This window comes from uncultured Virgibacillus sp., from assembly GCF_947495635.1.
Classification (GTDB): Bacteria; Bacillota; Bacilli; order Bacillales; family Amphibacillaceae; genus Virgibacillus; species Virgibacillus salarius.
Map to the genome: position 1 here is coordinate 1 of NZ_CANMAB010000113.1, position 12,587 is coordinate 12,587.

The 12,587-nt window shown below is 38.4% G+C and carries 12 protein-coding genes; 9 read left to right on the forward strand and 3 right to left on the reverse strand.

Translation table 11 applies throughout. From position 1 onward, the window contains the following. The first annotated feature begins 232 nt into the window (after window positions 1-232). Both Q1A47_RS17950 and Q1A47_RS17955 read left to right on the forward strand, forming a co-directional pair. Window positions 233-979 carry a glucose 1-dehydrogenase gene (locus tag Q1A47_RS17950; RefSeq protein ID WP_309299792.1) on the forward strand — a complete coding sequence of 249 codons (747 nt, stop codon included), beginning with the start codon at window positions 233-235 and terminating at the stop codon, window positions 977-979. Window positions 980-1,177: 198 nt separating this feature from the next. Further along, window positions 1,178-1,762: a YpjP family protein gene (locus Q1A47_RS17955; protein WP_026679715.1), complete on the forward strand. Its 585-nt coding sequence runs from the start codon at window positions 1,178-1,180 to the stop codon at window positions 1,760-1,762. Between the two features lie 515 nt (window positions 1,763-2,277). Here the strand turns inward: Q1A47_RS17955 and Q1A47_RS17960 are convergent. Together Q1A47_RS17960 and Q1A47_RS17965 are read right to left on the reverse strand one after the other, a co-directional pair. Next, window positions 2,278-2,982 (reverse strand): NAD-dependent protein deacylase, encoded by a 705-nt coding sequence (locus tag Q1A47_RS17960; RefSeq protein ID WP_166529909.1) that lies wholly within the window; start codon window positions 2,980-2,982, stop codon window positions 2,278-2,280. Window positions 2,983-3,012: 30 nt separating this feature from the next. Beyond that, on the reverse strand, window positions 3,013-4,089 hold the full coding sequence (locus Q1A47_RS17965; protein WP_166529910.1) for a hypothetical protein: 1,077 nt from the start codon (window positions 4,087-4,089) through the stop codon (window positions 3,013-3,015). 713 nt (window positions 4,090-4,802) lie between these two features. Between Q1A47_RS17965 and Q1A47_RS17970 the strand changes: the two genes are divergently transcribed. Continuing rightward, a complete protein-coding gene (locus tag Q1A47_RS17970) occupies window positions 4,803-6,008 on the forward strand; it encodes a glycerate kinase (protein ID WP_166529911.1) in 1,206 nt (401 codons plus the stop codon). Then, entirely contained in the window at window positions 5,971-7,425 is a 1,455-nt protein-coding gene (locus tag Q1A47_RS17975; RefSeq protein ID WP_246484534.1) for an SLC13 family permease, read from the forward strand. The genes Q1A47_RS17970 and Q1A47_RS17975 overlap by 38 nt, the downstream gene beginning before the upstream one ends. Before the next feature lie 171 nt (window positions 7,426-7,596). On the opposite strand, the gene Q1A47_RS17980 is transcribed toward Q1A47_RS17975, so the two are convergent. Then, window positions 7,597-7,788 carry an H-type small acid-soluble spore protein gene (locus Q1A47_RS17980; RefSeq protein WP_166529912.1) on the reverse strand — a complete coding sequence of 64 codons (192 nt, stop codon included), beginning with the start codon at window positions 7,786-7,788 and terminating at the stop codon, window positions 7,597-7,599. 218 nt (window positions 7,789-8,006) lie between these two features. Here Q1A47_RS17980 and Q1A47_RS17985 point away from each other — a divergent pair, with 218 nt between their 5' ends. The 5 genes from Q1A47_RS17985 (at window position 8,007) to arsC (ending at window position 12,353) form a co-directional block, all read left to right on the forward strand. Beyond that, window positions 8,007-9,263, forward strand: coding sequence for a hemolysin family protein (locus tag Q1A47_RS17985; protein ID WP_026679710.1), 1,257 nt, complete (start codon window positions 8,007-8,009; stop codon window positions 9,261-9,263). Window positions 9,264-9,676: 413 nt separating this feature from the next. After that, on the forward strand, window positions 9,677-9,937 hold the full coding sequence (locus Q1A47_RS17990) for a metal-sensitive transcriptional regulator (RefSeq protein ID WP_026679709.1): 261 nt from the start codon (window positions 9,677-9,679) through the stop codon (window positions 9,935-9,937). 325 nt (window positions 9,938-10,262) lie between these two features. Further along, the gene (locus Q1A47_RS17995; RefSeq protein WP_166529913.1) at window positions 10,263-10,610 is read left to right on the forward strand and encodes a helix-turn-helix transcriptional regulator; all 348 of its coding nucleotides are present in this window, start codon (window positions 10,263-10,265) and stop codon (window positions 10,608-10,610) included. An 8-nt stretch (window positions 10,611-10,618) separates the two neighbouring features. Further along, on the forward strand, window positions 10,619-11,920 hold the full coding sequence (locus Q1A47_RS18000) for an arsenic transporter (protein WP_034678217.1): 1,302 nt from the start codon (window positions 10,619-10,621) through the stop codon (window positions 11,918-11,920). Window positions 11,921-11,933: 13 nt separating this feature from the next. Continuing rightward, window positions 11,934-12,353, forward strand: coding sequence for an arsenate reductase (thioredoxin) (gene arsC / locus Q1A47_RS18005; RefSeq protein WP_166529914.1), 420 nt, complete (start codon window positions 11,934-11,936; stop codon window positions 12,351-12,353). Window positions 12,354-12,587 lie beyond the last annotated feature (234 nt).

The window sequence follows — 12,587 nt, forward strand, 5'->3', positions numbered from 1 at the left end:
CAAACCCCACGGAAAGGGAAGTGGGCAGCTGGAGTGGTGGTTAAGCAGTAGCTATTATTCCATAATAGCTACTAGAGGAAGCATAAATCTGAGCATGTAGTGATAAGGACTAACCATTTTGCTCAGTTTTTTTGGTAATGATCATGCGTAGTCTAATATCGTGAAGTTTCTAGTCGTGCCTGTTACCCTATAAAAGAAGGTAAAGTTAAATACTAACGGAAATGGTGATATCATGTTGTATAATCTAGAAGATAAAGTTGTTCTTGTAACAGGTGCATCTAGAGGGCAAGGCGAGGCACAAGTACGCTACTTCTTATCGTTAGGTGCTCGTGTAATCATTGCTGCACGGGAGCTGAATGATGCGGAAAAACTGTCACAAGAATTTGATAAGAATAAAACACTTCCTGTTAAGCTTGATGTAACAAATGAAGTACAATGGGAAAGGTCAATTCATGCTGCCATAGAAGCATTTGGTAGGATAGATGTTCTCGTGAACAATGCAGGATTATACTACAATGCTGCGTTGACGGAGACAGAACTTCATCAATATCGTGAAATTATTAATGTTAACCAGATTGGTGTATTCCTTGGCATGCAATCGGTTATACCGATAATGTCTCAGCAAAAGAAGGGCTCCATCATTAACAATGTCTCTATTTCAGCATTTGCACCTTTAGATGGAACGGCTGCATATGCTTCTACGAAAGCAGCCGTTGTGGCAATGTCAAAAGCGACGGCTGTAGAGGTAGGGAAAGATGGGATAAGAATAAATATCGTACACCCTGGCGGAATAAATACGGGAATGGCTCAAACAAGTGGAACAATACCTATTTATTCTCAAACTCCTCTAGGAAGAATCGGTGAACCAAAAGAAGTTGCACATGTTATTGGGTTCCTTGCTTCAGATCAAAGTTCTTATTGCACCGGTGCCGAAATTGTTGTTGATGGCGGATTAACACTAGGTACAAGAATAGAATGATCGAACATCTGTCGCTTCTTTAAACTCAAACATGTATGGAATATTCCTTAAATGCCTTATTAAGAGAAATAGTATATGACGTTTTTTGTAATCGCAGCCTTTACACTATCAATTTACTAAATTCTGAAAAATAGGATAGACAAATGATACAGAAGTGATAGAATTTATAGTAATAGATACAAAGGAGTGCGCTCTAAAATGAAGCAATGGATGAGAAAAATAGCTGTTGTTCTTATCACAATTATGACATTAGGGATGTACGTTCCAACTTCATTAACGGCAGATCCTGAGGAGCATAAAGAACGTTATGATTCAGGGTCAGGTCTAGACGAAGCTACACCTGTCTCGGTATTAGAAACGCCAGAAGATGTCGTCCCTATTCAAGCATATACCATAGATCAATTAACGGAAAAGGCGAAAGAACAGGCATTAATAAAGATGGGTCCAAGAATTTCACATCGAATTGAGGACGAGTTTACAGCCGTTATTTTACCGAACATAGAAAAAGTGATGGAGACAATTTTATTTGATGATAAAGCGCCTGTGACTTACTATGACATATCGGAGGATCCCGCTGATGGCTATGGAGAAAGAATATTTAATATTTATGACTTGAAGGCGCAGGAAAAAGTGGCTAAATTCCATGTGAGAAGGGATCATCGTCCATTAGAAGGTCATTGGTTTAATTTCCATTACCATCTCCAAGCTGATAATTTTGAAAAACACTATGACATTGGTGAAATATATTGGGATAAAAACACACCCCCTAAATGGATGACGTAATAAAAAAGAGGCTGAGACAATAGAATGAAGAAACAATAAAAAACGAAAAGATAATTAATTTGAATTAATTATCTTTTCGTTTTTTGGTTAGAATCATTCATTTAGCACCTGAAATAAGCGAGACTCCAGCGGGAACAGCACGAGTCCGAAGATCCACTTGGTAACGTATTTTTTCTTAACCAAGTTAGCTGAGGCCGTGTCCGCGGAAAGAGCGTATATCTTCACGGTGCGGCGATGATACTCCTATTGATAACATGATTATTCGTATGTTGAGTAAAGAAGTTGTGTTTTGTCCCAGCACGTTTTTAATCACCATACAGAAAAGTTGTTTATCCCGCATATAACTGGCAGTAAGCTCCCCACTTCAAGGAATAAAGTGAAACCAATAAGGATAAGTGTGGGTTCGACTGCCAGTAAATGTCCGATTGGTTCACCTAACCATCCGTGGGGATAAGCAACCCCCCCACGGATGGAAGTTTCAATTTATAGTTTAGATAACTCAATTATCTTGCTTCTTACTGGTCTAATTCAGTTAATACGTCTCCTATTTGTCGATTGTGTATGAGCATATCTGCGTAAGCATCTAATGCAGTAGGTTCTTGATTAATGATGACTAATCTCGCACCACCTTCTTTGGCGATTAACGGAAATTGGTTTGCCGGTGTTACACTTAATGATGAGCCAAGGACCATAAATAAATCAGCTTTTTCTGATTCAGAGAGTGCCGCTTGAAAAGCTTGGGCAGGCAATGTCTCTCCAAATAATACAATGGAAGGACGTAAGATGCCACCACATTTACAAAAGTAGTCTTTGTGTACATATTCTTCACTACTATATTCCTTCTGGCAGGATTGACAGTGGAGCCTTTGCAGCGTGCCATGAAGCTCAGCAACACGATTACTCCCAGCTTGCTGGTGAAACCCATCTACATTTTGCGTTATAATCGATTGTATGGTACCGGCCTTCTCCCAATCTGCAAGAATATAATGGCCTTTATGTGGTTTATAGGATTTCACTCCCAATACTCGCTCTCGATAAAATGTTGTAAATGCCTCAACGTTATTATTTAATGCATCAGTACTAGCGATTTTAGCAGGATTCTGCTTGTTCCACAACCCTTGATTAGCTGAACGAAAGTCTGGCAAACCACTTTCTGTCGACATCCCAGCTCCCGTGAAAACAACCGTATATTTCGCTTCGTAAAGCCATTGTTTTAGCAAGATATTCCCTCCAATCTCGCACTTCTATAGTTAATTATTTTCCACTTGAGCATTCCCGTTTTTCTTTTTATGTAATCGGAACGGTACGATAATAAGTACAGCAATTAAAAACAGACCTAAATAACCAATTAGGGGGTAGAAAAAGGAGACCAATTCTGTAAAGCCAACAAAACTTAAAGCAAATGCGGTAAGAATTGTGAATACAATAAACATACGAAATGACTTTGTTTCACTTTTCATAAACCGAGATCCAAATGAAAAGAACATGCTAACAGCAGTATTAAAAATCATACCAAAAAGAATGATGGAATATAGCATTCCAAGTATAGGAGAAAGATCATCCGCGATTTTTAAAATAGGCATCTCGTAGCCAACAACTGCTTCCATATTAGAAAAAATCGCTAAATGGTTAAAAACAATAAGTAAACCGATCCCGAGACCGCCGAGTAGTCCGCCAATGGTAGCAATTCTTTCATTTTTTTCAGATCCCCCCATAACTAATGCCATAGGTGCACCTAAAGCTATATTAAACGATACATAATTAACGGCAGAGATAAACCAGTTTGATAAAGCAGCTGGCTGATTTCTAGCAATTGGTTCCATTGCTGCAAAGGAAGTATCCATTGTCATCATGCTATAGATGGAAAGTAAGATGACGGTTAGAATTAAAAAAGGTGTAATGCTTGCAATAACCGCAATTACACGATTGACATTCATCATAACGGTAAGGATAACGAGTATCGTCATTACGGTAATTCCAGCAAAGGATGAAAGCCCAAATTGTTGACTAAAGATTGATCCAGCCCCTGCGATCATGACTACTCCTACACCGAACAATGTAAAGACAATAATGTAATCAACCATTGTCCCTAAAAAGCGCCCGCTCATCAGATAGATGACTTCTCGATGCGAGGTTGTTTGATACTTGCTCCCAAGTCGTGTAAGTGTCATACCTAGATAGGCGAATAAACCAGTGGAAACAATGGATCCAATTGTCCCAATGTAACCAAAGCTAGTAAAGTACTGCAAAATTTCTTGTCCAGAAGCAAAGCCTGCTCCAACGACTATTCCGATAAATGCACTGGCAATCTGTAAAATTCTTTTCATGTTGTTTCCTCCGTGCTGATGTTGTTTGTAAGTAGTTAAATGGAATGATATAAATTTTAATCTTGCTCGTTTTCTCTATTATAATAATAGTAAGTGTAATGACTCCCTTCAGCTTTTTCACATAATTGTATTTATTATCGTATCATATTTTTTTAACAGATGAAGGGATCTTTTATTTAAAAGGGGTAGATACATATAGTTGAAATGTCCCAATTACGAAGAACTCAAAATAAGCAGTCAGAATAATGGGGGTATATATTAATCATGTCAACTATAAAGAGATTTATAAAAATAATGAAGATTGAAAGAACCTAATCAACATTATCTAATAAACACCACACATCTAAGATGGTGGAAGAGCAACAAAAATTCAATGAAGCCTTACAACAATCATTTGATCGGTTAAATCAATCCGTGGGGGATAAACAACTCCCACAGATTGTTAGTACCATAGAGGTTAGAACCAATCGGACATCTACTGGCAGTTGATTACCACTTCGGATTAATCGAAATGATGGAAACAATCATAAATAAGTTGAATAATCTAGAAACCTCTTGCTTAAGGAGGTTTTTTTTCGAGTAATGGACAGCCTTACATCTTCTATCACCAGCTTTCTCATAAACTTCTCATTTTTTTTAATCCGTCTCTCACGATGTATTCATTTTCAAATGATACATTCACATTATCAAAATTTTCCAAGGGAGCGGTAGAAATGAAAGTTGTTATGATACCATCAGGTTTTAAAGAATGTCTTCACGCAGGAGAAGTAGGTATTGCAATGGAAAGAGGGGCTCGACGCTATAATAACCAGATAGACGTAGAAATCCTACCAATGATTGATGGAGGTGAAGGTTTTGCGAAGGCCATTACAAACATAAAGGGTGGTCAATTAATTTACAAAGAGGTTACAGGGCCGGTTGGAGAGAAGGTTTTAGGTCATTTCGGCATTTTTGAAGAGGATGGCAAGAGAACGGCTGTCATTGAAATGGCTGCAGTATCAGGCCTGCATTTAGTTCCGAAACAGCAAAGAAATCCTTTGAAGACAACTTCGTTTGGTGTAGGTGAACTAATCGCATATGCGATGGACTTACATATTAATCAATTACTAATTGGCTGTGGAGATTCCGGTACTTCGGATGGAGGAACAGGAATGGCACAAGCACTAGGGGTACAATTCTTCAATGATAATCACCAATTGATTACGATTGAAGGAGGAGGGGATTTACGAAGGATTGCCTTTATGGATACGAATAAACTTGATAAACGCTTACGTCATTTACAAATAGATGTAGCTTGTAATTGGAAAAATGTATTATGTGGGAATCAAGGGGTGGCTCGTGTGTTTGGGCCTCAAAAGGGGGCAACGAGACGACAGGTAGAACTGCTTGCTACTGGATTAGAACATTATGCAGAGGTCATTCAATCGCATATGCATGTCGATGTACGAACAATGCCTGGCAGTGGTGCTTCTGGTGGATTGGGAGCAGGGCTTATTGCATTTGCAGGTGCGACATTGCATGAGCGGTTTACACTGATCCGGGACTTTATTGACATGGAGCAAGCAATTGCTTCTGCAGATGTAGTTTTTTCCGCAGAAGGTAGCTTGGATTTCCAAACGCCAAATGGAAAAGTACCAGCTGAGGTTGCTAGGATTGCTCGAAAATATGATGTGCCTGTGGTTATCATTGCAGGAACGATCGGTAAAGGTGCCACTGCGAATTATCGTGCAGGGATTCATGCATATACAAGCATTACACAGAAACCAATTGCTTTAAATGAAGCATTGGAGCTAGCACCTAAGTGGATTGAGGATAGCGTTGAATCCATATTAAGGCAAATAGAGATTGGTACTAAACTAGCTAAAAGAAAGGATGTCATCCATGTCAAAGGAAATGGTCGGGCCTTTCAAAAGCAGTAAATGGACAGTTTTTGATGCTAGGCTTTCTAAAAAGTCAATATGGATGATTAGTTTACATCTTCTTTTCTTCATGGCTACTATGCTAATTGGTGAGCTTGATTATTCGGCAAGGGTTTCCCTATTTGCCTTCCTATCAGCCATGACTTTCTGGGTTATGACTTCACTATCTGCGGGATTCGTTGCTATTATGGTTATTATTGGAATTGTATTGTTCCGAGCAGCAGAGGCTACATTATTATATGAGTCCTTTGCCCAAGAAGTAGTATGGTTAATGATTGGAGCTTTTATTATCGGAGAAGCTGTTAAACAATCAGGTTTAGGAGATAGGCTGATTTATTATTTGTTACGTAAATCAAGACAGAAACATACGCTTCTTTTATTTTTAACAAACCTCCTTTTAGTAAGTGCTTTTTTTATCCCTTCTACCTCCGGTAGAGCAGCGTTAACTAAGCCAATCATAAGTGAATTGGGTCAACGATTTCACACAAACGAAGAGCGAGGGTTCTTAGCATTATTAGCACCTGTGGTTATACTGATGAGTACATCAGCAACGTTAATTGGTGCTGGGTCACACTTAATCGGGGTTGGATTACTTGAAAATACAACGGATCAGTCCATTTCCTATATCCAATGGTTTATTTGGGCTGTGCCTTTTACCATTGCCATTACATTTATCACTTTTTTCATCATGAAGTGGTTCATATGGCCAAGTCATTCACTAACAGAGGTAGGGAAGTCGATTTCCATAAATGGACACCAGATGAAGCCCACAACAATGACAACTAAGGAAAAGCAAACATTACGCTTGATTGGTCTTTTGCTCTTAGCATGGTTAACAGAGCATGTTCACGGCTACGATATTGGCTTTATAACAATGGCGGGCGCATTGTTGTTTATGCTGCCAAGAACCGGAGTAATTAGTTGGAAGGAAGGTATTAATGCAATATCCTGGCAATTAATCATGTTTGTTGCTGCTGCTACAGCTTTAGGGAAAACGCTTGTCGATACAGGTGTTGTAGGCTGGATTGAAGGTGGATTACTTGATGTCCTCAATGTATTTGATCATATTCCCAATTGGCTATTCATGATAATTATGTTAGTGATTGCGGTGACAAGTCATTTATATGTACATTCACATACCACAAGAGCAATTATTTTTATTCCAAGTATTATTGTATTTAGTGAGTCCATAGGGCTAAACACTGCGGCAGTTGTTTTCTTGAGTTTACTTGGAATGAACTATTGTTTAACATTTCCAGTTAGTTCAAAAGCAATATTACTATTCTATGAAGCAGGTGATATGACGATTGACGCAAAACAATTGCTTCAATTAAGTACAATACTTATGCCAGTTTATATCCTTGTTATGATTGTATTTTATTTTACGTATTGGCAATGGACCGGATTACAACTATGAGTATGGAGCTGCCCTCAGCTCCATACGTACACGAATGGACATATACTTTCCCCAAAACGGGCTTTTTCCACTTATGAAACATCACATTTTAACTTCTAAAGCTTCCCACCTTAGAAGCGTTCTGTCCTTCTTAGTTGTTATATAAACCGAACCATTTGAGACACAATTCTATTAGTTGTCTAATTGTAGTTCGTGTAGTCCTTGTATGTCCACAATTTGCTCATTTTCCATTTCATCTAGAGGAAAGATAGTGGCTGTTGTATTTTTTTCATGTAACGATTTGATGTAGACTGGGATTCCTCGATAGCGGACTTGTATCATCTCTGCTGCATTCATTATTTCTTGAGCTCTTTCCTTATCCATCTGAATCCACCTTCCTTTCTGTTAGTAGCGTATGTTTATGCTCCAGTGAAGTAGTTTCGTCTTATTTTTTCTAACTTTCACCTAAAATATGTGCAGGATTATAGGGTTAATCTCACAGTGGTTTGGCCCAGTGAAATGGTGGGAAATATAATGTATCATAGGTAAATGACTGACATATCCTAACAAGTATATGAACTTACATAAGGAGGAAGACATACGTGATCATTGCGATCATTATTTTATTATTTGTATCTTTTTTCTTTTCAGGCAGTGAAACGGCATTAACCGCGACAAATAAAATGAAATTACAGACAAAAGCTAAGAATCATGATAGACGATCTGGGAAGCTGCTTGAATTAGTATCCAAGCCAGAACAATTTATTACAGCAATTCTAATAGGGAATAATATTGCAAATATCTTACTACCGACGCTCGTTACTATGGTAGCGATTGACTACGGTATAAATGTAGGGATTGCTTCAGCGTTATTAACGATTACGATTATAATCTTTTCAGAAGTAATTCCTAAATCAGTAGCGGCCGCCTTTCCTGATCGAATTGCACATGTGGTCTACCCAGTTATTCAAGCAGTCGTTACTATTTTTAAGCCATTAACCATGCTGCTTAATGGAATTACTGGTGCTATCATTCGCTTTTTATCAAAAGGACAGGAAGATAGTACATCTGTATCGAGAGAAGAAATTCGGGCTATGGTGGATATAGCGCGTACCGAGGGTATTTTTAAACAGGACGAGACCTATCGTATTAAAGGGGTACTGGAATTTAATAATCTTAATGTGAAGGATGCATTGAAGACACCCCGTGTGGATATTATGGCACTTCCTTGTGATTCAACATTTGAAGAGGTTAGAAATATTGCTATTGATAACCCATTTACAAGGTATCCAATTTATGAAGAGGAGATTGACAATATTGTAGGTGTATTCCATTCAAAGTATCTGTTGTCTTGGGCGATGGAACCGGAAAAATCATTAGAGTCGTTTAGCGATATGAACCCGTTAATCGTTTTCGAATTCCATTCGGTTGATTGGGTATTCCGAAAAATGATACAGGATAAAAAGCATATGGCAATTGTTCTTGATGAGTATGGTGGTACGGAAGGGATCATAACCCATGAAGATATAATCGAAGTCTTGATTGGTTTAGAAATAGAAGATGAAACAGATAAGGGTAACGAATCATTGGTAGAGAAAGTCACAGACTCTGAAATTATATGTCATGGAAAAATTCCACTTCATCGCTTGAATACCATCTTTCATACTGACATCCCGGAGGAAGAGGATGTCCTGTCTGGGTTCTTGCTTAAAGCCTTTCATTATTTTCCAGAGGCAGGTGAGGAAATATCAACAGATCATTTATGGTTTAAAGTTTTATCTGTAGAAGATCGTACAATTAAACGAGTACAAATTAGAAAGCGGGAAATACGGAAACATACAGAACCAAGTCATGAGTAAGAGGATTCCATTCCCCTCAGTTATCAAGATAGATTTGACTCAGTATTAGGGAGAGGAGGAAACACTGCTGTCTGTTATGGCCCCGGATAATTTTCGATCGTTCGTGAAGGGATGATAGTCTGATTCCATAACTTGGCACAGAAGACAGAATTAATGGGAGAAATAGCTTGTTCAGGTAGGAAAACGAGGAGACGGTTCAATCGCTGTCTGTACCTGTTGTGAAATCAACTGTATTTCTATATTTGTATACAGATCATTTGGAGTTTTTTAACGAGAAATGATTAAACGGATTTTTGGAATAAATAGGTAATTAGGTTGGTAGTGGTTTCACTAAAGATCTGCATTCTTTTTAAAGTTAGAGTGCACAATAAGCTTTTGTTTATGCTATGATGGGACAAAGGAGCGAAGTAAGTATGAAATACGATGAAAAAGTAATGAATCGAATGAAACGAATTGAGGGTCAAATTCGTGGGTTATTAAAGATGATGGAAGAACAAAAGGATTGCCGAGACGTTGTAACACAAATGTCAGCTGCTAGGAGTGCATTGGATCGCACAGCAGCACTCATTGTCAGTCAGAATCTAGAAAAATGTATTCGTGAAGAACAGAGAAATGGTGAAAATACGGAGGAATTAATAAAAGAAGCAGTTAATCTACTTGTAAAAAGTAGATAGTAACTTGGAAGCTGACATCTTTCATGCATAAGCATGAAGTGGTCAGCGTTTTTTATAGTCTAGTAAATTAAAAAATTAGCCCATGTGGATAAATAGGCGTGTGTTGAGCAGAGTCCAGTTCCAGCGCCCAGATAACGAGGCGACTTCACGAATCGCCCTAAGCTAAGTCATCATCGGCTTGCAAGCTCTTTATCTCCGCTGATTCGCTCCAGTCGCTACGTTTCTAATCAGACGCTTGCGCTTTTGTTATAGTAATACATAAGGAATAAATATCTTGAATATATAAGTATATACTTATATACTTATATTAATGAGGAGGGTGTTTATGCAGGATACATCAGTAGAAACAGATCGTGCTGCTTTGATCTGTAAATTATTAGGAGATAAAACAAGGCTAATCATGATGAAGATCCTTGATGATCAAGATTGCTGTGTTTGTGAATTTGTTGAGATCTTTCAAGTTAGTCAACCATCCATTAGCCAGCATTTACGTAAGTTAAGAGATATTGGTTTGGTACAGGAGGAGAGAAAAGGTCAGTGGATATTTTATTCCATGAATAAAAATAGTTCGGAATATCCTTTCATCCAAATACTACTTGATCAGCTTCCAGATCAAAGTTACCAGTTAAAACAATTGGAAGAAAACGGAACAAGAATTAATTGTTGTAAGTAGGAGGGAGTATGTTGACATCATCGATTTTTCTAGCATTAGTTATCTTTATACTAACTCTCCTGTTTGTCATTTGGCAGCCTAGGGGGTTATCCATTGGGTGGTCCGCATGTGGTGGGGCTATCCTGGCGTTGCTACTGGGAGTTGTTAGCTTTAATGATGTGATTGAAGTAACTCAAATTGTCTGGAATGCGACCTTAGCATTTGTAGCTATTATACTTATCTCACTGATTTTAGATGAAATAGGATTTTTTGAATGGGCATCCTTGCATATGGCAAGATTAGCTAAAGGTAACGGAGTTAAGATGTTTATTTACATCAGTATTTTAGGTGCCATCGTTGCCGCCTTTTTTGCCAATGATGGGGCTGCACTAATTTTAACACCAATTGTTTTGGCAATGGTTCGTAATTTAAATTTTAAAGAAAAAATGATATTTCCGTTCATTATTGCTAGTGGATTTATAGCTGATACAACTTCACTTCCTCTAGTCGTAAGTAACCTTGTTAATATTGTTTCGGCAGACTTTTTTCAAATTGGTTTTGTAGAATATGCCTCTAGAATGATTATTCCAAATCTCTTCTCCCTTGTAGCTACGATCGGTATCTTATTGCTTTACTTTCGAAAATCGATTCCGAGAAGCTATGCAGTCGACCAGCTTAGAGAGCCGAAAACAGCTATCCGCGATCTAAAGATGTTTCGACTATCATGGTTCATTCTTGCAATTTTATTAATCGGTTATTTTGTGAGCGAATTGATCAGTGTGCCAGTCTCCATCGTAGCTGGGATTATTGCCATATTCTTTCTATTGATGGCTCGTAAAAGCAATTCAGTCAATACAATGATGGTAATTAAAGGAGCACCTTGGGCTATTGTGTTCTTTTCGATTGGAATGTATGTCGTAGTATATGGTCTACGGAATGCTGGTCTTACTGAAATGCTGGCAAGTATAATTCAAGCAAGCGCAGATAGAGGATTATTCGTTGCTACAATTGCAATGGGATTTATTGCTGCGATTCTATCATCAATTATGAATAATATGCCAACAGTAATGATTGATGCTTTAGCAATCGCTGAAACTAGCACTTCTGGAGTAATAAAGGAAGCGCTGATTTATGCAAATGTAATTGGATCGGATCTAGGTCCAAAAATTACACCAATCGGATCACTCGCTACCCTGTTATGGCTTCATGTGCTATCACAAAAAGGAGTAAAAATATCGTGGGGCACATATGTGAAGACAGGCATTATATTAACTGTCCCAATTTTGTTTATTACACTCATAGGACTATATATTACGTTATGGTTATTTTAAAAGGAGGATGAAAATGACGAAAAAAATAATTTACTTTTTATGTACAGGAAATTCATGTCGTAGTCAAATGGCAGAGGGCTGGGCTAAGAGGTATCTAGGTGAAGATTGGGAAGTAAGAAGTGCTGGTATAGAAGCTCATGGGGTCAATCCTCATGCCGTGAAGGCAATGAAAGAGGTTGGTATTGATATCTCTGATCACACGTCGGATATTATTGATCCGACTATCTTACAGCATGCTACCATCGCTGTGACGCTATGTGGAGACGCTAAGGACAAATGTCCTGTCACACCTTCGCATGTACATTGGGAGCATTGGGGCTTTGATGATCCAGCAAAGGCGGAAGGAACGATAGAAGTGAAGTGGCAGGTATTTCAACGAGTAAGAGATGAAATTGGCGCTCGAATAAAGCGATTTGCTGAAACAGGTAAATAGCTGCGTCCAGCTCTAGCGCCCCAGAAACGATGTGACATAACGAATCGTCCTAATCTAAGTCATCATGGGCTCGTAAGCTCACCGTGATTCCCTTATCTCGGTTGATTCGCTCCAGTCACTACGTTTCCTAATCGGCGCTTGCGCTTTTGTTCAAAGATAAGAAAGTATAAAATCAGTGCAATGACTGCGTTAAGCCAAGTAGTTATTTTGAAATGTTTGATGTCTATTGGCAAT

What these genes read in the sequence shown, in the direction of transcription:
- Q1A47_RS17950 (WP_309299792.1), top strand. Translation starts at nt 233, where the DNA reads ATGTTGTATAATCTAGAAGATAAAGTTGTTCTTGTAACAGGTGCATCT.
- Q1A47_RS17955 (WP_026679715.1), top strand. Translation starts at nt 1,178, where the DNA reads ATGAAGCAATGGATGAGAAAAATAGCTGTTGTTCTTATCACAATTATG.
- Q1A47_RS17965 (WP_166529910.1), bottom strand. Translation starts at nt 4,089, where the DNA reads ATGAAAAGAATTTTACAGATTGCCAGTGCATTTATCGGAATAGTCGTT.
- Q1A47_RS17970 (WP_166529911.1), top strand. Translation starts at nt 4,803, where the DNA reads ATGAAAGTTGTTATGATACCATCAGGTTTTAAAGAATGTCTTCACGCA.
- Q1A47_RS17975 (WP_246484534.1), top strand. Translation starts at nt 5,971, where the DNA reads ATGTCAAAGGAAATGGTCGGGCCTTTCAAAAGCAGTAAATGGACAGTT.
- Q1A47_RS17980 (WP_166529912.1), bottom strand. Translation starts at nt 7,788, where the DNA reads ATGGATAAGGAAAGAGCTCAAGAAATAATGAATGCAGCAGAGATGATA.
- Q1A47_RS17990 (WP_026679709.1), top strand. Translation starts at nt 9,677, where the DNA reads ATGAAATACGATGAAAAAGTAATGAATCGAATGAAACGAATTGAGGGT.
- Q1A47_RS17995 (WP_166529913.1), top strand. Translation starts at nt 10,263, where the DNA reads ATGCAGGATACATCAGTAGAAACAGATCGTGCTGCTTTGATCTGTAAA.
- Q1A47_RS18000 (WP_034678217.1), top strand. Translation starts at nt 10,619, where the DNA reads ATGTTGACATCATCGATTTTTCTAGCATTAGTTATCTTTATACTAACT.
- arsC (WP_166529914.1), top strand. Translation starts at nt 11,934, where the DNA reads ATGACGAAAAAAATAATTTACTTTTTATGTACAGGAAATTCATGTCGT.